Origin of the sequence: Enterococcus sp. AZ171, assembly GCF_051714005.1 — a bacterium.
Classification (GTDB): Bacteria; Bacillota; Bacilli; order Lactobacillales; family Enterococcaceae; genus Enterococcus_B; species Enterococcus_B pernyi.
This window is the reverse complement of record NZ_JBIORA010000001.1, coordinates 511,648-537,180: the sequence shown is the minus strand read 5'-3', so window position 1 is coordinate 537,180 and position 25,533 is coordinate 511,648. Positions and strand designations below refer to the sequence as shown.

Genomic DNA, 25,533 nt, shown 5'->3' with positions numbered 1-25,533 from the left:
AAAACCTCCTAAAGTTTGATTTTTCTTCCTTTCCAAGTCACTGATTTCAAAAGATAGGTTTGGATCAATGACCACAAAAACAAGAAAAGAAAGAAGATAAAAAAGAACGGAAAAACGAACAAGAAAATCGGCTTGAAATTTCCTACACGTTTGGCAAATACAATACATTGAAGCACATACAGGCAATAAATGACCAGTGCGAGCGGCCATTGTTCCATACCAAAAGCCAACACTGAGCCAACACCATCACTTATCCAGAGGATGACTCCTAACAAAATAAAGGGATTGGTTGCTCTAGAAGCTGTGGCAAAATCCTTTGTCCATCCTTGGATCAATTGCTTGAAACCTTCAGGATACATGCGAAAAGCAATCAACTCTTTCCCACCATATAAATGGATGGGAAATCCTGCCTTTTGAAAACGATTGGCTAAAGCCATATCATCTAAGATCCCACGAGGCATATCTTTATGCCCATCGACTTGGAAATAATCGGTTTTCGAGCATAAGATACACGGCCCAAACGCCCCCGCTGCTTTTAATTTTTCACCTAGCACAGAAAAAGTATTCAACCCTACTAGAATGACCACATTGAAAACAAACGAGAGCTGTTCATAAAAGCGAACAGTTTGATGAAACGGTTGAAGCGACAGCAAGCCACTATTCCCTCTTTTTTCGTATTCATTCAACAGTCTTTCCAAACTATTGTCTGTCTGAAAAAATGTATCTGCATCTAAAAATAAGAAATGCTCACTTTGGGCCTTTGTTGCACCTAACCAACAGGCAGCCGCCTTGCCATGCTGCTCACGATCATTTGAGAAAACTGTTGCATCTAAGTTCTTGGCGATTTCTGCTGTACCGTCAGTGGAATCATCATCCACGACGATGATTTCTCGTGGTTGGATCGTTTGCCTTTGGATCGATTGTAGCAATTTGGGGAGCGTATTTGCTTCGTTACGTACAGGAATAATGATTGAAACATTTGTGTCAAAACGTTTTGCAGAGGTTAGGTTTGTGATGAATGGCAGTCGATAAAAGATACACCAACCTGAAAGCCAAGCAACAAAAAGGACGATCATTATTAGTAACAAAATAAGCCTTCCTTCCTATACATCCGCTTCTCTTCGAGCAATCTTGTCACTCACTTGTTGCCCACTCAAAGTGACCATTGGCATACCTGCACCTGGATTGACTGTCCCACCTACAAAGTATAAGTTGTCATAGCGCTCACTATGTTTTGCATGTTTGAACCCATGATTTTTCTTACGATCAGAGACAGTCCCATAGATTGCTCCACGATGGGATAAATAATTTTTTTGGATATCTTCCGGGGTCCAACGATTTTCATAGACAATATGTTTTCTCAAATCCGTTAATCCCATCGTTTCTAATTTGATCAAGATACGCTCCCGAAAGGCATCGTATTCTGCCTCTGTAAATGGTTGATCTTGTAAATAAGGGATGTGCGGTAAAATCTTGATGTTCTCATGTCCTTCGATGGTTTGAGAAGGATCAGTCTTATTGACATTCACAAGATAGATCGTTGGGTCGTCTGGCAACTGATGCTGATGGAAGTTTTGATCAAAGTTTTCTTTAGAAGCATTCGAAAAGAAAAAATTATGATGGGCTAATTGTGGGTATTCTTTATTAACACCTAGATGCAAGACAAAACCAGAACTTGCGGGTTCAAATTTCTTTTCTAATTTCTCTGTAAACGCTGGTTTTTCATCTAATAATTGTTCATAAGCTGGGATGACTTCCATATTCGAAACAAAATAATCTGCTTCGATCACCGTCCCATCCGCTAGTCGTGCCGAACGGATCTGTTCATCCACTACATTTAGTTTTTCAACCTGACAGCCAGTATGGAACGCTACGCCGAGCTCTTTCCCAAGATTGACGATTCCTTCAGCAATTTTATGCATCCCGCCCGGAACATACCAAATTCCTTGCTCATGCTGCATGTAACTCATCATATTTAAAACCGCTGGCGCATCATAAGGAGAGGAACCGACATATTTGCTGAAATACCCTAAGATATCTTGCATTTTTGGATGACTCACACGTTTAGCGATTCCATCATGCATCGAAGAAAAATAATCAAACCCTTTCAACGCTTTGATCACACCATGTTCTTTTAAAATCTCCATTGTCGAATCAAGCCCTTTGTCAAAATAACCGACTTCTGTGGCCGCATAGATTTCCTTCGCATAGTCTAAGAAATCTTGATACTCCATCATGTCTTTTTCAGTCAGCAAAGGATTTTCTTGGGCCATTTTCGTTAAATCACTGTATAGATCAATCGTTGTGTGATCAGGAAAAAAAGAACGCCACTGCAAATCTAACCGTTCGATCGGAATGTAATCTGCCATCTGTTTGCCACTCGTGAGAAACAGTTTTTCAAAAATTTGGGGCATCGTCAAAATCGATGGACCTAGATCAAAGCCCAACCCATTTGCTTCTAAACGGTTCAATTTCCCCCCTAAATGATCGTTTTTTTCATATAGCGATACGTCGAATCCTTCTTGGGCTAAGGAAACTGCTGCAGACAAACCACCAAGTCCACCTCCCAGAACAATGACTGATTTCTGTTTGTTTTTCACAAAATCACCTCTTACTTTCTAAGTCTTAAAGCACATTTTCACAGATGTAAATTCGTAAGATCCAACTGTAAAAAAACACTTTATATCTATCTCTATAGTAGCATATCTCTAAAAAAACTTATTTTATTGCGCATTGTATTGTTATAAAACACTAAGAAAGGATAAAAGAAAAAACAGAAGAAACAAACACGTATGAAACGCTTTGTCTATTCTGTCTTAAGCTAATGGCACGTTCTTATGCGCTGATTCCGTTGCTTCTATCAAAGTATCGGCACAAACAAGCCACTGATTTTCTCTTTGATTTTCGTCCATGCACTTCGCTCTTGCCATTCGTCTTTTTTGACCTTTTCAGCGTGGGCTAAATCTTCTGTAAAATGGACGTTCAATTCATCAATCGTTTTTGATGGACCATAAATGAACATTGACAGTTCATGATTGAGATAAAAACTGCGAATATCAAAATTAGTTGATCCAATCGTTGCTACCACATCATCAACGATCATATATTTACAATGGATAAATGCAGTCGTATCGTAGATCGACACTTCAACTCCTGCCGATAACAACTCATCAATAAACGAGTTCGTCCCATGAAATGAAATCCCGCGATCGCCTTTTCCCGGTATGATCAATTGTACTTTGATCCCACAGCGAGCTGCTCGTCTGAGTGCCCCAAGAGTTTCTTCATCTGGAATAAAGTAAGGCATAGCAATCTTGATCGAATCAACTGCTTTACCAATCAAGTCATTGAAAGAGTCTTTGATGATCCTCTCCTGATCATACGGCCCTCCGTAAACGACCTGTACGATTTCCGAACCTTTTGGTTGTTCCGTTTGTAATGGAAAATACAGCTCTTGCTGATTGATGAAATAAGTGATCGTTTCCGTTCCTTCATCGAGAAATAACCAATCATAAACGAAACATTCCTGCAACTCGAGTACAGAAGGCCCTTCGATTCGAACATTCGTATCCCGCCAATAAGAAAACTTTTTCCCGCGTCCACTATACTCATTCCCGATATTCATACCACCAGTGTGTGCAATTTCCCCATCGATCACAACGATTTTCCGATGATTGCGCCAATTGGCTTTGTTACTCAGCCACGGTGAATTCAATAGATCATAGGTTCTTACCTCTACACCATTTTCTCGCATCGTATCTAATAATTGATTCGGGAAAGCAATTGATCCGACACTGTCATACATAAAACGTACTTTGATTCCCTGTCGAGCTTTTTCGATCAAAGCAGCAACTAGTTCTTCGCCAGTTTCATCCCCTTTTATAATATAGAAGAAAACATGGACATGATGTGTTGCCTGTTTGATATCTTGCAACAATGAAGCAAAAGCATCCGTCCCTTCTTTTAACAATGTCAATTGATTGTCTTTTGTGGGATACTTTGCGGAAAGATGGAAAATTTCTTTGGAAAGATCGTGCTTGGCATGAATGATTTCTGAATGTTCCTGAAGAATCTTGGACACCGTCTCTTGTATGTTTCGTTCATTGTCTAGTTGCTGTTTCGATAACTTGCGTAATCGTGGCTCACGACCAATCAGATAGTACAGCATGATCCCGACGACCGGTAAAAATAATAACGCTAAGATCCAAGCAATTTTAGAGGTTGCTTCTCTTTGATCAAAAATCACTAAATAGCCACAAAGAAGAAAGGCAAAAATTTCCACGATCAGCCACGCATAAATGATTTGATTCAAAAAAATAATCAGCGAAACAGCTACAAGAATCAATAATATCAATAATATTTTGTATTGTTGCAATTTATTCTTTATCATATCTATCTCCATATTCGCTCGCTTCGTTTTTTTGTTGCTTCTTTTTTCTGTGCCACTCAACGTTAATGGTGACAACACACCTTATATAGATTATATACGTTATAGTTACTCTAGTGTAAAGAAATCTCTCGTTTTCTTCGCACTTTTTTACAGAAAGTTTTCAACTAATAGAAAAATACTTTTTTCCCTCAGTTTTAAGAAAATGAAAGAAGTGAGATAATATTCATCATCTCATACTCCCTAAAACTGAGTAAATGTAATTAAAAAAAGGATGTTAGCAAAAATAAGCCAGAAATCCCGAAAATCTTAGCGGTTTCTGACTTATTTTTTGGAGCTGTATCTGGCTATCACAACTCTTTTTTTTATTGATTTTCTGGAACACTACTCAATTCCCAAGTAAGTGTCGTTGAATATTCTTTGGCTTCTGGATTCGTTCCTTTCGGTACATACAAACCAACACTTTTATCAGCTGTCTCTGCATTACCAAAACGATAGATCCAGGTTCCTGTTCCAGATTTTTCATCTGCTTGTAATAAGATTCTTTTAGTATTTGGTATGATTTTTTGGCCAGTTTCTTCTTTTAGCGCAGGCGCTGTTCCGCCTTGAGCTGTCACTAGTTCTTGATTGAGTAACTGGATCTCAGAACCAATCAATTCATGACCATTTTGATTACTGAATTGTCCATTCTGGGTAACCGATAATTGCCAACCACTTCGCTCATTGTCCGGTCGACGATCACTGATTTGGATAAAGTTTGGTCGTTCTTGTATTTCATTGACCGTGCCATCTTCGTTCAGTAAATGTTGGGGTTGGGCATAGTAGGTTTTATCCTTCACTGAGATATTCTGTTTACCAAAATTGAAGCGAGAAATAAAATCGATACTTAATGCTCCTTGTTCTTCTGGAAGTTCTGGTTGATTTTCCGGAAGAACTTCATTTTCAGGGTCTAATGGATCGACTGGCGAAACAGGATCAAAATTTCCAACAGTTAAAATAGTTGCCTCAGCAAAAGTCACATCATGGAAATCTAATGGTTGTGCTGGATTGATATTCCCTTGTTCATCATTTGTCAGTGGCGGATTTACAATTCCAGCTGCTTGTGCGGAACCATTCTTGTCTCTTAAAAAGACTTGGATCTCATCTTCTTCTGTTAACTGAAGTTCACTAAGATCAATCGTGAATTTCCCGTCCTCATCCACCTCAACATGTTCAGTATTGATTGCTTGCCCATTATGAGTAGCTGTTACTGATACATCAGGATTCTCGGAAAATCCTTCAATCTTTTGACTATTTCTTGTAATGATCGAAGAAGCAAATGTTGCCGGTTTCGGTGGAACAATCGGAAAGACTTCTACTGTTTCTGTCAAGATTTGATGGTCAAATCCAGTCGTCAATTCCCCACTACTCAACTCAACCTTGCTGATTCGAACTTTTGAACCTGCTTCTAATGGTTCATCCAGCTGTACTTCAAACAGTCCACCACGAGGTTCTTCATTGTAGATACTAATCCCTGGTGATTCATCTGAGTGTCCTACCGTTTTTGCCTTATACTCTTTTTTCTCTCTTGCAGGTGATTCTACTTCTATGGTAACCACGGCTTCATCATCCCAAGCTGGTCGACTATCATCTAATCCCACTGGAAGGCTCACTCGCCCATGAATTTTCGTATCGGCATTGGTTGGGACTCTGAGTTCATCTGCTATCGCCCAACGACCATTATTACTACTCAATCGACTGTACGCTGTTAAACCTAGAGTTCCAAACACTTCCGTATTTAGCTGTGTGGGGTCGCTTGTCTCTCTTAACGTATTAAAATTTGTTCCAGTAAACGAATAATCCATACTTCGGAAGTCTAAATTGGGGTCACCATTCAAATCAGCGCCTTTTCGCCAAACAGATAAATCACTATTTGTTGCAGTTAGTGTCGATGCACTACTAACGTTAAATATGTTCCCCCCACCAACGCGAGTATTTCTAAAGTCCATAAATAATGGATTATCAAAATCAACAGTTAAATTTCCAGCATTGAATATTCCTGCCGCGTCTGTAGCTGTTCTTCCTTGAGCAATGAAAGTGGCTCCATCACGCGCTTCAATTGCTCCTACCTGACTTTCCATATCGATCGCTGCACCGTTATCGGCAATAATTTGTACATTTGAGCCTAAACCATCGACTACAAAAGAATTATTTCCACCATTAGGATAATGTACCCCTTGATTGGCTAACCCAGATGAAGTATCTTGATTTATAGGTGTACCATTCCCAGGATTATAAATAAAAAATTGACCTTTATTCTTGATTTCAATATGGTTATTTCCACCATTCATTCGAATACCTGGTGTTCTGCCTCCAGATTTACTTATATTCATTTTTGCATTATCTATCGTAAACTGATATCCTCCAACACGTATAAATCGCAGTACAGCAACTGCACCATTAGCTGATGAATCAGTATTGCCTGCTGTTAAATTTAATTCTGACTTCTCTAATAAGTTAAATTGACCATTGGCACTGAGCAAACTTAATGCCGAGGCACGATTTGCATGGATGTTCAATTTTGCGCCTTCTGTCAATCTAACTTCAGCATTAGAGTTTGTAGCACCCCCACCCGTACTCGGAGCACCTAAAAAAACGGCTGCGTTTAATTCGGCTGCTGCAACATTACTAATAATCTCCATCTTTGATTCAGACCCACTCATTTGTAATAATGCACGTGCGCCATGTATGGCTATACTGTTCGCATTATCTGATGTTGCATTTACTCGGGCACCATTTTCTATAGCAAGTACTGAATCTGCTCCTGCTAACCAAATATTTCCACCAGAGCTGGCTGCTGCAAAAACAGCATCAGAGTGATCAAGTAAGACTGTACTATTGTCGCCGACCATATGAATATTGTGTCCGGCGGCTCCGTTCGCCTCCCACTGGCTCTTTGAGATGGCTAATTTATTGGTAGTTCCTGTTGCAGCATAACCGACGCCACTACCCTCTAGCTTCAAATTTACATCACTAGAATCAACAAGTGTCGTTGAATTATTTCCAGTTAATACTATTCCACGTCGATTACCAGAAGTAATATCAATTGAAATACTCGCTCCACCTGTTATATTTAGTTCTGATTCATTTCCTCTGAGATGAACGGCATTATTGGCTGTGGCAGATCCTGCACCTGTTCCACTGGTAGTGGTTACACCTAATTTTGAACCACCTTCTAAGTCTATCTTAGGTCTTGCATTATTATTCCCAACTTGAATATTTTCGGTAGTACCTGTTCCACCACCAGAAACTGTGAAGGTACTATTCTTTTTCAAAGAAAGTAAAGCATCGGTCCCTTCCAAAATCATTCCTTGAGAAGCACCTGTATCTGTCATTTCAATCGTACTCTCATTTAGCAATACTTGTGGCGTTGCTCCTTGCAAATAAATCCCTCGACCAGTCGTCGTCTCCATAGTTAGGTGGCTGTTATCCAACGCTAGTTTAGGCAAAATACCAATAAGATTCAACCGTTGCCCTGAAGTGGATCGAAGCAGCATATCTGTATTCGTAGCCTGTAAGGATGACTCGCGTCCATTAACGGTCAGACCTTGTCCTGTTACTGTATTTATATTCAGTTGGCTATCTTTGATTGTCAGATCAGCCTCTGCACCATTTAAATAGACCCCTCGGCGCGCATTGGAAATAACTGAAACATTCAGTTCTGATTCTTCTGATAGCGTCATTTTTGGTTGCTCACCACGTAAATGTAACGCATTATTCGCCGTATCCGAAGCCCCACCTGTACCACTCGTAGTAGCAACCGTCACTTTAGACGCACCGGTCAGTGAGAGTTCTGGACGAGGGTTATTGGCGCCAATTTGAATGTTTTCTAATGTTCCCGTTCCGGCACCATTAATTGTCAGTTCGCTGTGTTCTGTTAAATCCAACAGTGCGTCTGCTCCTTGTAAAATCATTCCTTGTGAAGGTTGGCTATCTGTTATTTCAATCGTACTTTGTTTTAGTAACACTTGTGGCGTCGTTCCTTGTAAATAAATCCCTCGACCACTAGTAGCTCCCATTGATAATTGGGTCTGATCCAATGATAACTGGGGATTATCGCCGATCAAATTCAATCGTTGTCCGGTGGTACTTGTTAAACTCCCTGTAGATCCCACATAGTTGACTTTAGGTGATACACCTGTCAAGGCAAGTGTGGCTCCTGTTTCAGAACGAATATCAGTATGACTATTCGTTACAGAAAATGTTGGCTCCTCCCCTGATAGATTTACTGCTGACTGGGTAGTAGAGGTAACTGATAGTTCTGAGCTATCCACGATCACTTGAGGATTAGTCCCTGATAGATTCATGGCTGACTGGGTGGCTGAGGTCACAGATAATTTCGAATCATTCACAACTACCTGGGGATTATTTCCGGATAGATGTAACCCTCTTTTGGCTGCAGTACTTGTCGTCGTCAAATTACTTTTTTCACGAACGGTGACTTTCGGTCCTGCTCCAGTCATAGCAATCGTATTATTGCTTATGTTAGTAGGAGCAGCAGTCGTTCCTACTGTATTGATCGTTAAATTTCCAGCAGATTGGAGTGTGATTTCCGCATTTTCTCCTCTGAAATCAATCGCGTTGGCTACACCCGAAGTCGTAGTAATTGTTACAGTTGCGCCGGTTTCGATTGTTAATTTAGATTCGGAAACCGTCGCAGCTGCTAGAAAAATCGTGGCGTTTCCACGACTAATCGTCACCTGCGCTTGATTGATCGCCTTGACTTCTTTTGCTTCAATGAAAGTTTGTGCAGAACTTGTACGTGTGAAGTTACTCGTCCCACCTGTAAATTGAACCGTTCCTTCTGGAATTGATGCTAGTCGCATCGTATTGGCATTGACTTCTGCCACATCTTCTATTTCTAATGTCCAATTGCGACTAACTTCTGTTGTTGCGTTGACTAAAGGAGTAGCACCGGTTTTTGTCACGATTGCGCCCTCTATCCGAAAGGTCGTAGGTTCACTCACTTCTGCGAATTGAAAATAAAAACCATTGTTACCAAAAGTCAGTGTATGACCGTTTCCTTGTATTTTGATTGGTCGGTCGATCGTCATGATATTGGCTGTACTTTCAGTCAAATTCGCTTGAACAGAAATCGTTAAAACATCCGGATCAGCAATGGCTTCGCGAAATTCTACCATTGTCGAAACTTCCGCTATCTGACCGGAAAACTCGTTTGCTGTTGCTTCTTTCTTTTCTATTGACGACTCAGCTTCATCATCTGCGTGTTCATCAGTTTCCGCCACAATCGGATCATTATTTTCTGGTTCTGATAGTTCATGTTGGCTCTCTTCTGTAGCATCATCTGTCACGTCATCTGTTGTCTTGTCAACTTCTTGTTCAACACTTTTTTGCTCTTCTTCTGTTTGTTCAAGAGAAGTAGTCGGTGAATCGATAGCAATGGTCGTTTTCGCCTCTTCAATAGACGCTTCATAAGTTCCTGTCTCTTGAAAAATAAGTGGTAAGGTAAATGTTTCCCTTGGAGCTTCTGAGTGGAGTAGCCAATGATTCTCTTCCGCTGTTTCTGTAATAGTCAATCCAGCGGGTAATCTATCTTTATCCACAACTGCCTCTTTAGGTAAACGAATCTTGGCTTCTTGTGTTGGTTTATTCGCATAAAAAGATACGGATACAGGTTCTGTTACCTCACCTGTAACTCGCAGATTGCTGGGAGAAAAACGTAAAGGGACCTCCGTCACTTCCCTCAACCCATCTAAGTAGTCATTCGCAAGTATACTGCTGTCTGTTGTAACTTCTTGCACATCTACTGCTTCTACAGAAGTTGAAAATAGCACAGATGTAGGGAGTGCAACGGTTTGGACACAAAAAATACTTGTACATAAAACAACTAATTTATGATATCTACTCGTTGTCATTAACCGAATCATCCCTCTCATTTTTTTTCTTTTTCAACAATAACCAAACAATGATCAACAACAATAGGATAATCAGACTAATCGCTGCAACGATCCACCAATTAATACCTGTATCAATCGTGACATCTGCACGATTCAATGCTCTCGCTTCATCCGCATCAATGGTAAACTTCCGTTCCCATTGCCATTCATCTTCTCCAGAGCGTGCCGTCATTTTCAATAAATATTCACCACTGCGAAAACGATCGCCTTCTAAAGAAATCGGAAAATTGAAATTGGAGTTTGGCGCCATTTGCATCTGTTCTTGACTGGCTTGGTATAAAATTTCTTCATCACCCACTTTTTGTACCGTTGCTTCGACTTCTAAACGATTCACAAATGTCGGAGTAAAATTTTGTAAGTTGGCACTGATGACATTACGGTAGTTGAGTTGATCGGCAAAAACATCCAACAACTCTAAATCAGGTTTTACGGCATCTTGATTGTTGCTGACAACCACCCCGATGATATACGCAAACTCATTCTGGATAGCGACCCCTTCTTCATTACTTGTCTCTTCTGTTGTGTCTTCTTTGACTTCTTCAATCCGTAAGCCACCAGCTAAGAAACCTTCGAATGCTTCTTTTGGCATCTTCAGATCAAGCGTCACGGTCTTCGTTTCGTTACCAGCGAGCTCGATGATTTCGGGTTGCTCGATCAACTCACCTAGTGAATGCTGGAGTGTTGGATCTGCTTCTTCTGCATCTTGTCCGTATTCGACGACCCCCATCACGTTCGTATACGCAGTATGTGGCGTAATTTTGATTTTCTTTGCTTCGGCATTGGCGTTTTGTAGTTTCAATGTCAATGTTTCTGTCGTATCCGGTGCAAGGTTTAATTGAAAATAACGATCATTTCCTGACTTTTGATTTTCTGAGAACTCCGGCGTTACATAGAAATTCAACGTTCCTTCTTCTGCCCCCACGCGCATCGGTGCCAGCAAACTAACCAATAATAGAACCAGTATCATTCCTACTTGATGGATTTTCTTTTTTCGATATGTATTTGCTTGTTTCATTCGTTTACCCCTTCCTTTAAAGAGAGTAGCGCTACAAAATTGTAACGCTACGTCATTTGTTTCTATGATCTAAAATAGCTTGCCTTCCAACGATGTCGAATATAGATTATGCTTCGTCATTTTCTTCGTCTACACCACTACTACCAGGGGTATTGGATAATTCCCAAGTTAGTGTTGATTTGTATTGTGTCGCATCTTTCGCTGTAGAACCAGGAACAAACAATTGGATTGCATTGTTTGTTACCACTTCAGTCGTATCATCTGCTTCTTGTTTATCTAAATCTGCTTGATTTCCCCAAACGACTGAAGAAACACCTGCCCCTTTATCTTTTTCAGCTTTCATCACTGACACAGCAGAAGCATTTGGCAACAGTTTCAAATAATTGACTTCGTCTGTATTCGTAAATGGTGCGTTGAATGCTGGCGCATTTCCAGGTGTACTTCCTTCATATTGGATTCTTGGATCCAACAATGAAATCTCTGCACCGATCAGTGTATCATTCACCGTTGTACTCGTTGCTTTAAAGTCGGTCATGCGAACTTGCAGATCCCAACCAGCATTCGTTCCACGAACATCTTGTACTTGTGCAAAACTGACATAAGGAACTTTGTTTTCCTCACCTGTTGTACCCGCTTTTTGTTGCTTTTCTGCGATCATATTGTAGGTTTGATCTTGATTCGAGATCACTTTTGAGCCAAAGTTCATCGTGACAGCTTTCATGATCGATAACGGGCCTGTTGTTCCTGGCACTTCAGGCTCGATGTCTACATCTGGTCCACCTTCTGGTGGAATAACCACTAGCTCTTCCTCTTCATTTGGTGTAAATTCAATTATTCCATCTGTCTCTACCTTAGTTACTGCTTTTGATGTTTCTTCGGGAGTTTCAGGTGTTTCATCTGCGAAAGCTGTCAGTCCTCCTGCAAAAATGGTGGAGCTTAACGCTGCAATGGTAGCTAATCTAACGAATTTCATATATTTAAATCCTACTTTCTTGATTTGTTTTTTTCATTTTGTGTTTCCAAAAACTAAGAGTAACGACGATGATCAGAATACCCAATATTTTCCAAATATTCATCTGACTCTCATTCGTTTGCGGTAATCTTTTATGCTCGCTCTTTGTCACTTCTGATGGTGCTTGAGCGATTTCTTTGGGAAAGGTTGGTTTTACTTCAACTTCGGGTGCTGGCTCTGGCGTTCCCGGTGTTTCATAAACGCCAGTAAAACTAATCGTCCCTTCAGTTTCCACCGAACGTACTTCTGTCCCATGAACAACTAATGGTGTATACATTTGAATAAGTAACATACTTACACTTAGTATGTATCTTTTTTTGAATTTCATATCCCTCCCCCTACACTTTTTTTCTGACCAGTAAGAGAATATTTTGTTGTTTTCTCTTCCTGTACATACAAGGTTAACGTAATACAAACAAAGAAGAAATTCAGGATTTGCACTAACTAGTGAACCTGATTGTAATTATTACAATCTTGTAGTTATATTCTCTTTGTCTTTCCTATTACAAAACAAACAATCGAGAAAGAACCAATAGAAACTGCTTTCCTTAAGTCCTTCCTCAATTGAGTGCTATTTATTCTCTATGTTATGCTAAAAGCATTTTATCAATTAAAGGGTTCATGCTTGTTAAAATATTGAGCCAATCATTTTTATCCGGTACACGATTAATCAACAGGTAATCTTTTTTTAATTGATAGTCTAATAAGTATGGTCGATAATTGGTCACGATCAAGTCAACATGTTCAACATTCAAACGTTCCTCTGTGAGTTCTTGTAACCGAATAAATAGAACGTTGTGTTGCTTTGAAAGAAGTTGGATTGCTTGGACTTTGATCAGTTGAACCATCAAGTGATTCCCTTCTAAAAGAAACAATACTGTTTTTTTCGGTCCATAATAAGAAAATAGAATCTCTGTGTACATTGTTAAACTCGCTACGATGTCGTCCAAATAGTCTTCTGAAAAAGCCAGTGATTTTTGATTTCTAAGAATAAATTGTTTGTTTTTTTCATAGGGTATGGCGTAGAGTTCTTGGATGGTTCTATTTTCCTCACTTAGTAGCTTATTCAAAATAGGACAGATTTCATTATTGATTTTTCTACCTAGAAAAAACGCTGTTAGGAAAATTGGTAAGACAGAGTCATTCGCCACATCGATATGAAATACTTCAAAATAGGATTCGACAACTTCAGTAATTTCAGGCCATTGATTATACTGCTCGAAAAAATTTATCTCATGTGACACGCTATCAATGGTTCGTTTACTTACGGTAACAAAGAAAAGCCAGATCAATTCGTCAGGGTGTAGAGTAATTTCGTAGTTTTTTTCGATAAGAGGAACAATTTCAGAAAGCAAGACAAAATCTTCTGTATCTGAAATTTTTATACCCTTGATGCTTTGTGGAAGTGTAATGATGTGTCCTTGCTGATTTCTGACCATTGAAATGTATACACAATAATAAAAAGCATTGACCATGATCCCTGTCCCCAATTCATACTTACCAAGACGTTCACCTAGATTATCTAAAAACATCTGGTGGATACTTTCTGGAGGATAGACCGTATAAGGAGTAGGCTCCCCTTCGTAAAAGAAATCAAAAAAGAACTTGCGGATATTTCCTTCTTCTCCAACAAGATCTACTGGTTTCAAACTAAGTGAAAGTTGATATTCTTCTAACGCCTCATTGATTTGAGATACTGCACGTAGCATTGTACTTTCTGAATAGCTATAACGATCTGCTAATTCTTCAATCGATACTAGTTCTCCGAAAAATATATCGCTAACGATCTCAAACCAAATTTCAGATTCTAATAAAGCTTCTTTCTTTTCGTGATACAGTTGGCGATTTGTTTCTTTAAAAAAATAACCAGATGTATTTGACTCAAAAATTGCAGTATCTTCAAAGTATTTTTTCAATTCGCTAACGTCTTTTAGGATCGTCCGTTTAGATATCACAAGTTGCTGCGAAAGACCAACAATTGTAAACATATTTTGTTGTTCGATGACATTTAGGATACGCATCCACCTTTCCGTAATCGTGTTCGTGATAAACTTTAATTGTAATTCTCGCATCTAAGCACCTCATTTGTTTTTTATATCTATTCTTTAAAAAAATAGATTGTAAACATGTATAACAAAAAAAGTGAAAAAATACTAATAATAAATAAGTAAATAAACTAAAAATAACACACTTATGGTACCTTTTTATGACAGAAACACCGGTTGACAGGTTTCAACTTATGATGTTACTCTCACTTTAACAATTGAGGTCATTATGCGAGAAACATTTTTAGCGTTATTACGAGATTCCACGTCGCTGTTTGCAACATTACAAGAAGAAAATCGTCAAGAAATCGTCAGTTTACTAGTAGAAAAAGGCGGCTTAAGCGTGACAGAAATCACAGAAGAAATGTCGATTTCTCGCCCCGCTATTTCTCATCATTTAAAGTTACATTTACAAGCAGGGATTGTGTCTGTCGAAAAACGTGGCAAAGAGTGGATCTATTCTTTGGATGTTGCCTACATCCAACGTAACTTGAAAGGATTTATGCAACTATTGGAAAAAATATAACCAGACTACGGCTTTTCTTTTTAAATAAACAGATTCATAAGTTCGAACATATAAATCGATTAAAAGGAGAAAACGGATGATCAACCAACTTTTACAAGAGCAACAACAATTTTTTGAAACAGGACAAACAAAATCAATTGATTTTCGCTTGGCACAATTAGCAAAACTGAAACAAGGAATGAAAGAGATCGAGATTGAATTGACACAAGCCTTGTTCAAAGATTTGCGAAAACCAGCACATGAAGCATACGTGACTGAAATCGGGGTCGTCTATCAAAGCATTTCTATGATGATCAAAAAATTAAAAAAATACGCGAAACGTCAAACCGTTCATACACCGATCTATATGTGGGGAAAAAGTTATCTTGATTATGAACCTTATGGACAAATCTTGATCATCGCACCTTTCAATTATCCTTTTCATTTAGCTATCGAACCACTGATTGGGGCGATTGCTGCGGGGAATACGGTAATTTTGAAACCAAGTGAATTAGCACCCAATGTATCCAACGTTCTGGCAAAGCTGATCCGTTCAATTTTTCCCAAAGAGTACATTGCCTCGGTCGAAGGTGGTGTGGATGTAACGACTGAATTACTCGCACAAAGATTCGATTATATCTTCTTTACTGGTAGCGTACCTGTCGGAAAAATCGTAATGCAAGCTGCCGCAAAGAATTTGACACCCGTCACTTTAGAATTAGGTGGCAAAAGTCCCGTGGTCGTCGATGATACTGCGAATCTAAAATTAGCAGCCAAGCGCATCATTTGGGGAAAATTGCAGAACAACGGACAAACATGTATTGCACCAGATTATGTTTTAGTGTCTCGTAAACGAAAAGAGGCATTAATCAAAGAAATGATTATTGCCATGAAAGAATTTTATGGTTCTGATGTCAGAAAAAATACAGATTACGGCAGGATCATCAATGATCGGCATTTTATGCGACTACACAATTTGTTGAAAGCAGATCAATCATTCATCGCCGCTGGTGGTGAAACCAATCGGGCAGACTTGTTCATTGAACCGACTTTACTAGATCTTCCTTCCCATGAAGCGGCCAGTATGCAAGAAGAGATTTTTGGTCCGATTTTGCCAATCTTAACATTCCACACCCTTGATGATGCGATTTACCAAATCAAACGGTATGAAAAGCCATTGGCATTGTATCTTTTCACCACATCTACAGTGAATAAAGAGAAAATCATGACTGCTATTTCATCAGGGAATGTCACTGTTAATGATGTTCTCAAACACGTTGCGAACCATCATTTGCCTTTTGGTGGTGTTGGCGAATCTGGCATTGGCGGTTATCATGGCAAGTATAGTTTTTTGACTTTCTCTCATCAAAAAGGAGTATATGAAAATCGAGCGAAATTCAATGTTCCCGGCTTATTTCCGCCATATAATGAGCGAACTTTAAAATTACTGAAGCAAATATTGAAATAGATATCCAGTCATTTTAGAATAAATAGAAAGATGCCTCTCTCGTATCTCCTAAAACTGAATTAACAACAAAAACAGAAGTACATTCATTGAAAATAAGGTGACCACCATGAAAATTGCTCTGCCAATTTTTGTGGTGGTCGCCTTATTTCTCAAGACTAAGCATTCCTGTCTCAACCTCATTTTCAAGCATTATGATTTGGTTAAAAAAAAAAACTGACCTAATTTCTTAGATCAGTAAATATCTCTATAGATTTGATTAAATATGAATGGCCACTTACAAATTTTCATAGAAAAAGCAATATCTTCACTTTTATAGGAATGAGAACGAGTAAAACTCAACCTTTAAGAAATTGATTATTCATTGCCTGTAAACTTAATTGGTCGATAGCCAGTGCTTGTTTCAAATAAGTTTGGATCGACCCGTATTCCTTTTCTACTACTTGATAAAAACGGTCCAAGTAACTACTGTCCACATTCAACGCAACATCTAAAGCAGCTAGATTCCCCTCAGTCAAGTGGACTTTTTTTGCTTGCGCCAAAATCAACGCATTTTCTTTTTTACGTAGTTCATTCGTACGTAAATAATCGACATAGATTGCCTTGCGAGGAACGTCTAATGACTCTAATATTAGTAAGGCTGCGATCCCCGTTCGATCTTTCCCAGCAAAACAATGGAATAAAAGACTTTCCTCTTGATCCAAAGTAAGTACTTCTTGGAAGAAACGAGCATACCCTTTCTGCGAAGTCGGATTCAATGCGATATCTTCATATATTTTTGTCATATAGTTCGTAGCTTTTTCAGGTGAGCCGATTTTCACAAAATCTTCCAGCCCAGCGCCTTCGTCTGCCACATCTTTCATGATGTCGATATGGATATATTTCGTCTGTGGAACCGTTTTATCTGGTCGAGCCTGAATTTCATCTTCGCCGCGTAAATCAACGATTTTACTTAAACGATAGGTGGTTTCTAAATGTCTAGCATCTTCTTCTGTCAAACTAGATAGTTCACCTGAACGCAAGAAAACATTTGTTAAAACTTCTTTGCCATTTCTATTTTTGATGCCACCGATATCGCGAAAATTTGTGATTTTTACCATTTCTGCAATGACCTTCCTTTTCCTATATTTTAGGATCGTTTCCACTTAGTTCCTCAGAAGCGGTTGCGTACTGCATCTGAAAGAACCACCAAAGATCCTTGTCAGTTGATAGTCAATATACTCGACTGTGATTCCTCGTTTCTCTAATTCTTCACCAATAAAAGTAAATTCTGGATCTGTGATATACGTTGTCTCGTTGATCGGCAGTCCGTTCGTCGCCAATCGAGAGGCTTGTGCTAAAGACACCTCTACCCGATCCCAATGGCTTAACTGTTCTGGGATACCATTTAGGAACGCTTCTTCACACACGATCATCAATCCATCTTTGACAAGGCTTAATGCGCAGTCTAAATGCAGGATCGTCGGATGAAGTGGCACTTCGATCACTTTGTAGCCGAATCGTTTGACTAGATTTCTTAACCATTCAATACCACGAGTATTAGATGCTAACCCTGAGTTACCTGCAAAAATCGTTTTTCCTAATACTAAAACATCTCCACCTTCTAAGAAAGGCCCTTGATCTGAATCGATACCTTGCGAAATATCCGGCTTAGGAATAGAAAAATACAAGCAGTCATTCTCATTCGATTCATTCATGAGTAGCTCACGAATCGGTAGAATCTCATTTCTGCGGTGTGAGAGCTTCAATGAGCCTTCAATCAATAGATCCCCGATCGTAAAAAAGGGATCTCGAGTGAAAAAGTTACTGTAGCCATACTCTAGCCCTAGTTTTTTTTCAAAAGAGGTCAACTTTCTTGGTAAAAGGACTTCTACCTCATGTTTTTCTAGTACTTTTTGTAAATTCTTCCGTTCGACTTCCCAAGCTTTTTGTTGTTCTGGGAAAGCTTCACTAAAGTCTTTGCCTATCACTTCAGGCCCACTAAATAATTCATGGTTTTCTTCTGTCAAGAAATCGACACCGGTTAATTTTTTCGTAGGAAAGCCAAATTCAGACTGTGCTAAAACGACCCGTTTTAGCGGTGCAAACTCGCTTTTCACAAAAATATGATCCATCGTTTCTGCTCCTCCTCGATTTGTTCGAATCTTTACAGGAAATAACATGCGAAACCAACCAAAAATATTAAAACAATCAAAGCAATCATTGGTTCGACCCATGTTTTTTTCGAAGAAAGAAAGACATTTTTCTTATTTTTTACAAATCCCCAACCAAACTCTCTAGGGAGTTGTACTTCTAATATCATCCCACCTGATAAAGGCAAGAGTGCCACTTTATATCTGGATTTTGCAAACAAAAACAATGACATAAAATAAAGACCGAACTGGATGATTTTGATCAATCGAATGATTTGGATATTTTTGATTTTTCTCACTATTTCTCTCCTTCTATCCTAGCGGTTATCGGCTAACAATAACACCCTTTCTCTTTTTCTTAGGATATTTTTTAATTATTTGGTTAAAAGAGCGTTCTATTCTGTTACCTCTGCTCCCCAACCTCCACTATCTGCCAGAAGCAACTTTTTTTACTATAACATGAGTTGACTTCGTCTAGATCAAACCGATCATAATCGTTGGTTTTGGACTCATAACCTACAAAATCTCTCACTAAATAGCCCACATCCAGTCGATTGAAGGTGAGCTATTTTCTACCGAATTATTTCATTTCTACGCTTTCACCATTAGTCGCAATCACTTTTTGATACCAGTAAAATGATTTTTTAGGCGAGCGGGCCAGCGTTCCTTTGCCCTCGTCATCTCGATCGACATAGATAAAGCCGTATCGTTTACTCATTTCACCAGTTCCTGCACTGATCAAATCAATACAGCCCCAAGAAGTATAACCAATCAAGTCCACGCCATCATCAATTGCTTTCCCCATTTCTTGGATATGTTGGGCGAGATAATCGATCCGGTAGTCATCGTGGATCGAGCCATCTGGTTCAATTTTATCGACAGCCCCGAGTCCATTTTCTACGACCATCACTGGGATTTCATAGCGAGAATAGATTTGATTCAAGGTATATCGCAACCCGACCGCATCAACTTGCCAGCCCCATTCGCTTGTTTCAAGATACTCATTAGCCACCCCGCCAAATAAATTGCCGCCACTTTTATCTGACCGAGTATTTAAATCATCTGCAATACACGTACTCATGTAATAACTGAACGTATAATAATCGACAACGCCTTCCTTCAAGAATGCCAAATCCTCTTCTGTGATATCCACTTCGATTTTTTCTTTTTCAAAGTAGCGTTTCATGTAATAAGGATAGGCTCCTTTGACTTGGACATCGCCACAGAAATAATTTAACCGGTCATTCATTTGTTGCGTCTTCAGTACATCTAATGGATGACAGGTTTTAGGATACATCGTGATATACGCCAACATACAGCCGATCTGAAAATCAGGATTGATTTTATGTCCAGCAATCACCGCTCGAGCAGAAGCAAGGAAGACATTGTGTAAGGCTTGATATTTTTCTGTTTCCGTATAAGTTCGATTAAATAATCCATTGATTTGTTTGCCATGTTCTAAGACACCAAAATTGATTTCATTGAAGGTCAACCAGTATTTCACTTTGCTTTTGTAGCGTTCAAAAAGTGTCGTTGCGTAACGTTCGTAATACTCGATCGTTCGTTTGTCTAAAAATCCGTCATACGTTTTTCCCAAATGAAACGGTAACTCAAAATGTGAGATCGTCACGATCGGTTCGATCCCATATTTATGTAGCTCATCAAACACTGCATCATAAAATTTCAACCCTTCTTCATTTGGCTGCTCTTCGTCACCATTAGGAAAAATCCGTGTCCACGCAATCGATAAACGATAGGCTTTAAAGCCCATTTCCGCAAATAATGCGATATCTTCTTTGTAGCGATGATAAAAATCAATCGCTGTATGGCTCGGATAGTAATACTTGGTTTCATCGATCACCAAATCAAAGGTACGTCGTTTCCCCATCTCACGATTGCCTGCACGATTGTGATCGCTGATCGAATCTCCTTTACCATTGACAGCCCATGCTCCTTCACATTGATTTGCCGCTGTTGCGCCACCCCATAAAAAATTCTTCGGAAAACTCATCAGTCATTGCCCCTTTTCAGTTTGATATGATAGCCTTACTGTTATTTTATTATTGAGTATAAAAAAAGACCTAATCAACCACCTAAAAAGGCCGTTGATCAGGTCTAGCTTAACTGAATAATCACTATCCTATCTAAAAAGATACTATTTTTTGTAAACGTTGTCAAACATTGATTTATTCGTCATCTTCAGCCAATGCAACAATCACTTGGTTCACATTCAAAATATTCTCTGCACCAGAGCGAACATATTCCGGCGCCGATCCAACCATTTGACTATTGATAAACTCGATGACCATTGGCATATTCATGCCCGCATATAATTCGATCGCTTCGCCTTCCATGATCAATTGGACAATACTATTGGCTGGCGTCCCGCCCATCAAATCACAAAAGACAACATAGTCTTCCAACGAAGAAACCACCGCAAGAAATTTTTCTTTGAAATCCTCTGTTCCTTCTTCCGGCAATAAAGGCACTGTATGAATATGAGCTTGCGGCCCCATGATCATTTCGGTACTTGCCTTTAGTCCTTCACAAAGTTGTCCGTGACTGACAAGAACTAACTGTTTGCTCATTTTCAACACCCTCCTATTTTGAGATCACACCTAAAGCGGATAAAACGACACAGATAATCAAGACGATAAAAATTGCTCTTGTTGATGTCATATTCTTTTTGCCTAATAACCAATAGACACCGCCAACGATCGCTGCTGGTAATAGTTTAGGAAGGATCATATCAATATTATTTTGCATGTTCATCGTCACATCACCAATGCTCGGCGCCCAGGAAACTTTCACATTCACCATTGTAGCAACTAATGCACCTACCATAAACACCCCTAACAAGGTTGCGGCATCTGTGAGCGCTGTTAATCGTGATTGCATCGTGGTCACTAAAGAAATCCCTTCTTTGTAAGCAAATTGCAATTGTTTCCAACGAAAGACCATGACTGCGATTTGTGCTACTATCCAGATAAAAATACCCGCGGGGTTCCCATTGATCGCCATATTTGCGGCTAATGCCCCAAAAATGGTCGGGATCAATGCGGCGAAAATGGAATCGCCAATTGCGGCGAAAGGTCCCATCAATCCAGCTTTCATCCCAGAGACAGTTTCTTTTGCAGCAATGCCCTCTTTTTCTTCAATTGCTAAATCGATCCCGGTAATGATCGTGTTGAAAAAGTTAGAGGTATTAAAAAATTGTGTATGAGTCTTCATTATTTCTTTTAATTCCGGCGTATCATCTCCGTAGATTTTTCGCAATTGTGGCAGGATCGTATAGAGATAGCCTGAACCTTGCATCCGCTCATAATTCCAGCCTAATTGGAAGGTCAACAAGCTTCGGCGGTTGATTTGTGTAAAGTCTTCTTTCGTTAACTTGTAATTAGATTTCGTCATCTTCGATTTCTCCTTCCTCAGAGGTTGTATGGGGACTTGCTACTTGCTGGTTTTCTGTTCGTTGATTGTTTTTATAGCTGATCGCTGCTAAAGAGAAACCAATCATTGCTACTGCCAACATCGGTAATGAATTGAAGGTTGCTGGCAAATCTTTGACGACACTTGCGACACTCGTGCCAAGCAACTGGACATTTGAGAACAACGTTGCTAATAAAGCAGTGATCGTAAAACCTAAAATCAGATAAAGAAAATGTTTCTTGACTGGTAAATAACGTAGTAAAATAGCAAAACCGACTGCTGGTAAAACGGCTCCTGCGACAGATAAGCCATCTCCTAACCATTTCAAATCGCCATTTAGCACAGCGACGACGTTTTCGACTAGTCCGCCACCAAATGCTAAGGCTAAAAAGACGGGGATCAAACGTGACAAGGACCAAGGAAGAGCACCTAATAAATAATTGCGTTCAATTGCTTTATAATTCATTGTTTCGACATGTTGGTCGATACGATGAGCGAAGTACGTATTCGCAAATCGAGCTAAAATATCCAATTGGATCATTAAACTAGCGACAGGAACTGCAATAGCTGCAATTGCCTGTTCTGGATTCATCCCTAATGAGATGGAAAAAGCAGTCGCTAGTATCGTTCCGGAGTTTGCATCGATCCTTGAAGCACCGCCAAATGTCCCAACACCTAGAACGGTCAATTGCATACTACCACCGATGATCAATCCAGCTTGTAAATCCCCCATGACTAATCCGGTGAACAAACCGGCAAAAACGGGGGCACTCATTGAGGAATAAATTTGTAGTTCATCTAAAATCTGATAACCTGCATATAAAGATAATAATAAGATTTGCCACCATTGAATGGACATCTACTTAACCCCCTTATTTATTCAAAAGACTCATAAAATCTTCTGACTTATCACTTGGTACCATTTGTGCGGTCAAATGGACCCCACGCGCATTTAACTGTTTGAAATCCTCAATATCCTTTTCCACCACATTAATCGATTTGGTGATTGATCTGGTTTCATTTGTCTGAGACATATTCCCTACATTGACTTCCTTGATCAGCACGCCTCGTTCAACAAGTTTCAATAATCGATCAGGTTTTTTTGCGACGATCAGTAAGCGTTGGGAGTCATATTTCCCAGCGAGAATATTCTCTGCGGCTTTTTCAATCGGTAAGACACTTAACTTTACTCCTGCTGGTGTGGCTAATTTCAAGCCACTTTTTTCTACTGTATTCATTGCGACCTCATCATCTACAACTAATATCCGAGTAATCGACAACTTCGTTACCCAAAGATTCGCGACTTGCCCATGGATCAAACGTCCATCGATTCTTACACCAATAATTGCCATTGTTCATTCTCCTTTACAAATAAATTGTTCATTCTCAAACTAAAGGTAACGCTTACATTATTCACCTGTTTTTTGATACCAAGGTGTCGCTGTCTGATTGATTACTTGATTCAAGTTCTCAATATTCTGTCTACCTTGTGTCCGTAACCATTTGACGGCTCCTTCTTTCCCAGCATCTACATAAGCTTTGACGCCATCTTTCCAAGTCGCTCTTCCGCACAAGACACCATTGAAGGTGGAACCTGACTCATGAGCAAAGACTAGCGTTTGTTGGAATAATTCAGAAGATACACCCGCACTCAAGAAAATGAATGGCAAGTGAGTCGCCTCGCTTTGCGCCTTGAAAAAGTCAGCTGCTTCTTTTTGACTATAGACGATTTCCTTGTCACCAAAACCTTCGACAAAGTTCATATTGACTGGTACTTCGACTTTCAAAACATCTACTTGGTAACGAGGATTGGAAAATTCTCTCATCATTTCAATCACTTTATGCGGTTTGACCTTTGCATACTCACGTGAAGCGCTATCATTTATTTTCGCATCATAAGATAGCAGTTCTAAATAAAACGGTCGATCCTCTCCTGCGCATTCACTTCCTAGACGTTCAATAAAGACGTGTTTCAAATGATTGATTTTTGGATCTTCATCAACGTCATAATAAAGTAAAAATTTCACTGCATCTGCTTGTTCTTCTTTTAATCTCAAGGAAGACCAGTCTCCTAATAGATCCGGTAACCGTCCAGGAGTCGATACATCATATCCCGTTTTTTCATACGCCAAGAGCAAACCAGCGGATTGATCACGTACTTTGGCAGCGGGCAAACCATATTCAGGATCTAATAAAATAGCTGAAGCATAGGGCGTCAACTCACTAGAAACCAACGCTTTGAACTCAATCAATTGTTCATCTGTGGGTGTTTCTCCTAAAGCCGACAGCATTTTCTTCAATGCTCCCCGCTGATCGATTGCTAATGCACTGATGATGCCGTCTTTTGTTGCTAATTGTTCCATCGCTTTTTTCTTATTTGGTGTCATCGTTTTTATTGACCTCCTTGTTATTCATTTTGGTACTCATGGATCGTCACACCTTTGACTACTCGATTCACCGTTCCTGTCGGTGAAGGTGTGTCAGGCGTATTACCAACTTTGATCGACATCTGAAGAGCAATGATTTGTGCGGTCAAAATCATCACTACAGATAGATAGGCATCGGGTAATTCTAGCGCGGCTGGTTCTAGGAAAAAGTTTGCTCCAGAAAAGTCTCTTTGCGTCGATTGAGCAATGGCTAACACCTTTGCAGCAATAGCATTGCCATTGATTTCTTCCAAAATATCTAAATCATAGTTGCGTGTGTACGCTTGGTTCGTCACAAACCCGATCACTAAAGTTTGCTCATTGACAAAGGATTTTGGTCCATGACGGAAACCCATCGAAGAATCAAAGATCGTCGCGATTTTCCCAGCCGTCAACTCTAAGATTTTCAGCTGTGCTTCCCTTGTGGCACCAGCCAAGCTACCTGAGCCAAGATATGCAACCCGATTGAATGGTACTGCTAACACTTGGATCAGTTCTTGCTCTCTTTTCAGAACATCTTTGCCGATATGGCTCAAGGATGTGACATACTTTTGTTTTGTTTCTTGGTTCGTTTGATCAAACAGCCAAAGGGCACTCAATAACATACATGTAAAGCTACCTGTCATGGCAAAGCCAGCGTCATTTGCTTTTTTTGGCATCAACAACAAGAAATGTTGCGATTGTTTACGTGCGACTTGTGCTAATTTTCCTTCTTCTGCACACGTAATCACTAAATGGAACAACGTATCCACAACTTGATCGGCAATTTTGACTGCTGCCAGACTTTCCGGACTATTGCCACTTCTAGCAAACGAAATCAATAACGTGGGTTGATCAGGAAACAAATACTCTCTTGGAGAAGCAACAATATCGGTCGTACCAAAACTATGAAAAGCAAACCGTTTGGTGTCTCCATGCTCATTCAAGTAAGGAACAAGCGTATCGCCTACATATTGAGAAGAGCCTGCACCGGTAAAGATGACTTGGATTTGTTGCTTGTTTGCCTGTTTTTCAAGTGCATCAAAGAAAAGGGCTAATTCATTTTTCTTCTCTTCTAAGATTTCCACAACCTCTTCCCACAGATCTGGTTGTTGTTTGATTTCTTCTGTAGTGATCCTTGCACCTATTTTTTCTAATTCATCCTTTGACAGTTCAAACAT

The 25,533-nt window shown here is 39.6% G+C and carries 20 protein-coding genes; 2 read left to right on the top strand and 18 right to left on the bottom strand.

Features of this window, described 5'->3' with window-relative positions; all coding sequences use genetic code 11:
- Nucleotides 1-8: 8 nt before the first annotated feature.
- The 8 genes from IGJ49_RS02500 to IGJ49_RS02465 form a co-directional block, all read right to left on the bottom strand.
- Entirely contained in the window at nucleotides 9-1,088 is a 1,080-nt protein-coding gene (locus IGJ49_RS02500; protein ID WP_438722283.1) for a glycosyltransferase, read from the bottom strand.
- Nucleotides 1,089-1,103: 15 nt separating this feature from the next.
- Entirely contained in the window at nucleotides 1,104-2,600 is a 1,497-nt protein-coding gene (locus IGJ49_RS02495; RefSeq protein WP_438722281.1) for a phytoene desaturase family protein, read from the bottom strand.
- A 260-nt stretch (nucleotides 2,601-2,860) separates the two neighbouring features.
- Nucleotides 2,861-4,390: a cardiolipin synthase gene (gene cls, locus IGJ49_RS02490; protein ID WP_010736291.1), complete on the bottom strand. Its 1,530-nt coding sequence runs from the start codon at nucleotides 4,388-4,390 to the stop codon at nucleotides 2,861-2,863.
- 362 nt (nucleotides 4,391-4,752) lie between these two features.
- Entirely contained in the window at nucleotides 4,753-10,302 is a 5,550-nt protein-coding gene (locus tag IGJ49_RS02485; protein ID WP_438722278.1) for a WxL domain-containing protein, read from the bottom strand.
- The gene (locus IGJ49_RS02480; RefSeq protein ID WP_349520853.1) at nucleotides 10,289-11,359 is read right to left on the bottom strand and encodes a DUF916 and DUF3324 domain-containing protein; all 1,071 of its coding nucleotides are present in this window, start codon (nucleotides 11,357-11,359) and stop codon (nucleotides 10,289-10,291) included. The genes IGJ49_RS02485 and IGJ49_RS02480 overlap by 14 nt, the downstream gene beginning before the upstream one ends.
- Nucleotides 11,360-11,465: 106 nt before the next feature.
- Nucleotides 11,466-12,332 carry a WxL domain-containing protein gene (locus IGJ49_RS02475; protein WP_349520855.1) on the bottom strand — a complete coding sequence of 289 codons (867 nt, stop codon included), beginning with the start codon at nucleotides 12,330-12,332 and terminating at the stop codon, nucleotides 11,466-11,468.
- Nucleotides 12,333-12,336: 4 nt separating this feature from the next.
- Nucleotides 12,337-12,699, bottom strand: a complete 363-nt coding sequence (locus tag IGJ49_RS02470; RefSeq protein ID WP_349520856.1) for an LPXTG cell wall anchor domain-containing protein — start codon at nucleotides 12,697-12,699, stop codon at nucleotides 12,337-12,339.
- Nucleotides 12,700-12,958: 259 nt separating this feature from the next.
- Nucleotides 12,959-14,443 carry a helix-turn-helix domain-containing protein gene (locus IGJ49_RS02465; protein WP_349520858.1) on the bottom strand — a complete coding sequence of 495 codons (1,485 nt, stop codon included), beginning with the start codon at nucleotides 14,441-14,443 and terminating at the stop codon, nucleotides 12,959-12,961.
- Nucleotides 14,444-14,645: 202 nt separating this feature from the next.
- Between IGJ49_RS02465 and IGJ49_RS02460 the strand changes: the two genes are divergently transcribed.
- Both IGJ49_RS02460 and IGJ49_RS02455 read left to right on the top strand, forming a co-directional pair.
- Entirely contained in the window at nucleotides 14,646-14,942 is a 297-nt protein-coding gene (locus IGJ49_RS02460; protein WP_349520860.1) for an ArsR/SmtB family transcription factor, read from the top strand.
- A gap of 76 nt (nucleotides 14,943-15,018) precedes the next feature.
- On the top strand, nucleotides 15,019-16,389 hold the full coding sequence (locus IGJ49_RS02455) for an aldehyde dehydrogenase family protein (RefSeq protein WP_438722274.1): 1,371 nt from the start codon (nucleotides 15,019-15,021) through the stop codon (nucleotides 16,387-16,389).
- A 335-nt stretch (nucleotides 16,390-16,724) separates the two neighbouring features.
- Here the strand turns inward: IGJ49_RS02455 and IGJ49_RS02450 are convergent, their stop codons facing one another.
- The 10 genes from IGJ49_RS02450 to IGJ49_RS02405 form a co-directional block, all read right to left on the bottom strand.
- A complete protein-coding gene (locus IGJ49_RS02450) occupies nucleotides 16,725-17,486 on the bottom strand; it encodes a tyrosine-protein phosphatase (protein WP_071866699.1) in 762 nt (253 codons plus the stop codon).
- Nucleotides 17,487-17,531: 45 nt separating this feature from the next.
- Entirely contained in the window at nucleotides 17,532-18,500 is a 969-nt protein-coding gene (locus IGJ49_RS02445) for a dimethylarginine dimethylaminohydrolase family protein (RefSeq protein WP_349520864.1), read from the bottom strand.
- A gap of 32 nt (nucleotides 18,501-18,532) precedes the next feature.
- Nucleotides 18,533-18,817: a hypothetical protein gene (locus IGJ49_RS02440; protein ID WP_023519113.1), complete on the bottom strand. Its 285-nt coding sequence runs from the start codon at nucleotides 18,815-18,817 to the stop codon at nucleotides 18,533-18,535.
- Between the two features lie 281 nt (nucleotides 18,818-19,098).
- Entirely contained in the window at nucleotides 19,099-20,529 is a 1,431-nt protein-coding gene (locus tag IGJ49_RS02435; protein ID WP_023519112.1) for a glycoside hydrolase family 1 protein, read from the bottom strand.
- Nucleotides 20,530-20,704: 175 nt separating this feature from the next.
- Nucleotides 20,705-21,106, bottom strand: coding sequence for a PTS sugar transporter subunit IIA (locus IGJ49_RS02430; protein WP_023519111.1), 402 nt, complete (start codon nucleotides 21,104-21,106; stop codon nucleotides 20,705-20,707).
- A 13-nt stretch (nucleotides 21,107-21,119) separates the two neighbouring features.
- Complete coding sequence (locus tag IGJ49_RS02425) at nucleotides 21,120-21,929, bottom strand: PTS system mannose/fructose/sorbose family transporter subunit IID (protein ID WP_010736307.1); 810 nt, start codon at nucleotides 21,927-21,929, stop codon at nucleotides 21,120-21,122.
- Complete coding sequence (locus IGJ49_RS02420) at nucleotides 21,916-22,806, bottom strand: PTS mannose/fructose/sorbose/N-acetylgalactosamine transporter subunit IIC (RefSeq protein WP_438722270.1); 891 nt, start codon at nucleotides 22,804-22,806, stop codon at nucleotides 21,916-21,918. Before IGJ49_RS02420 ends, IGJ49_RS02425 begins: the two co-directional genes overlap by 14 nt.
- A gap of 13 nt (nucleotides 22,807-22,819) precedes the next feature.
- Nucleotides 22,820-23,299 (bottom strand): PTS system mannose/fructose/N-acetylgalactosamine-transporter subunit IIB, encoded by a 480-nt coding sequence (locus tag IGJ49_RS02415; RefSeq protein WP_224434517.1) that lies wholly within the window; start codon nucleotides 23,297-23,299, stop codon nucleotides 22,820-22,822.
- Between the two features lie 57 nt (nucleotides 23,300-23,356).
- Nucleotides 23,357-24,334: a tagatose-bisphosphate aldolase gene (gene lacD / locus IGJ49_RS02410; RefSeq protein ID WP_010736310.1), complete on the bottom strand. Its 978-nt coding sequence runs from the start codon at nucleotides 24,332-24,334 to the stop codon at nucleotides 23,357-23,359.
- A 20-nt stretch (nucleotides 24,335-24,354) separates the two neighbouring features.
- Complete coding sequence (locus tag IGJ49_RS02405) at nucleotides 24,355-25,533, bottom strand: SIS domain-containing protein (protein ID WP_010736311.1); 1,179 nt, start codon at nucleotides 25,531-25,533, stop codon at nucleotides 24,355-24,357.

What these genes read in the sequence shown, in the direction of transcription:
- cls (WP_010736291.1), bottom strand. Translation starts at nt 4,390, where the DNA reads ATGATAAAGAATAAATTGCAACAATACAAAATATTATTGATATTATTG.
- IGJ49_RS02485 (WP_438722278.1), bottom strand. Translation starts at nt 10,302, where the DNA reads ATGACAACGAGTAGATATCATAAATTAGTTGTTTTATGTACAAGTATT.
- IGJ49_RS02480 (WP_349520853.1), bottom strand. Translation starts at nt 11,359, where the DNA reads ATGAAACAAGCAAATACATATCGAAAAAAGAAAATCCATCAAGTAGGA.
- IGJ49_RS02475 (WP_349520855.1), bottom strand. Translation starts at nt 12,332, where the DNA reads ATGAAATTCGTTAGATTAGCTACCATTGCAGCGTTAAGCTCCACCATT.
- IGJ49_RS02470 (WP_349520856.1), bottom strand. Translation starts at nt 12,699, where the DNA reads ATGAAATTCAAAAAAAGATACATACTAAGTGTAAGTATGTTACTTATT.
- IGJ49_RS02465 (WP_349520858.1), bottom strand. Translation starts at nt 14,443, where the DNA reads ATGCGAGAATTACAATTAAAGTTTATCACGAACACGATTACGGAAAGG.
- IGJ49_RS02460 (WP_349520860.1), top strand. Translation starts at nt 14,646, where the DNA reads ATGCGAGAAACATTTTTAGCGTTATTACGAGATTCCACGTCGCTGTTT.
- IGJ49_RS02455 (WP_438722274.1), top strand. Translation starts at nt 15,019, where the DNA reads ATGATCAACCAACTTTTACAAGAGCAACAACAATTTTTTGAAACAGGA.
- IGJ49_RS02450 (WP_071866699.1), bottom strand. Translation starts at nt 17,486, where the DNA reads ATGGTAAAAATCACAAATTTTCGCGATATCGGTGGCATCAAAAATAGA.
- IGJ49_RS02445 (WP_349520864.1), bottom strand. Translation starts at nt 18,500, where the DNA reads ATGGATCATATTTTTGTGAAAAGCGAGTTTGCACCGCTAAAACGGGTC.
- IGJ49_RS02435 (WP_023519112.1), bottom strand. Translation starts at nt 20,529, where the DNA reads ATGAGTTTTCCGAAGAATTTTTTATGGGGTGGCGCAACAGCGGCAAAT.
- IGJ49_RS02430 (WP_023519111.1), bottom strand. Translation starts at nt 21,106, where the DNA reads ATGAGCAAACAGTTAGTTCTTGTCAGTCACGGACAACTTTGTGAAGGA.
- IGJ49_RS02425 (WP_010736307.1), bottom strand. Translation starts at nt 21,929, where the DNA reads ATGACGAAATCTAATTACAAGTTAACGAAAGAAGACTTTACACAAATC.
- IGJ49_RS02420 (WP_438722270.1), bottom strand. Translation starts at nt 22,806, where the DNA reads ATGTCCATTCAATGGTGGCAAATCTTATTATTATCTTTATATGCAGGT.
- IGJ49_RS02415 (WP_224434517.1), bottom strand. Translation starts at nt 23,299, where the DNA reads ATGGCAATTATTGGTGTAAGAATCGATGGACGTTTGATCCATGGGCAA.
- lacD (WP_010736310.1), bottom strand. Translation starts at nt 24,334, where the DNA reads ATGACACCAAATAAGAAAAAAGCGATGGAACAATTAGCAACAAAAGAC.
- IGJ49_RS02405 (WP_010736311.1), bottom strand. Translation starts at nt 25,533, where the DNA reads ATGTTTGAACTGTCAAAGGATGAATTAGAAAAAATAGGTGCAAGGATC.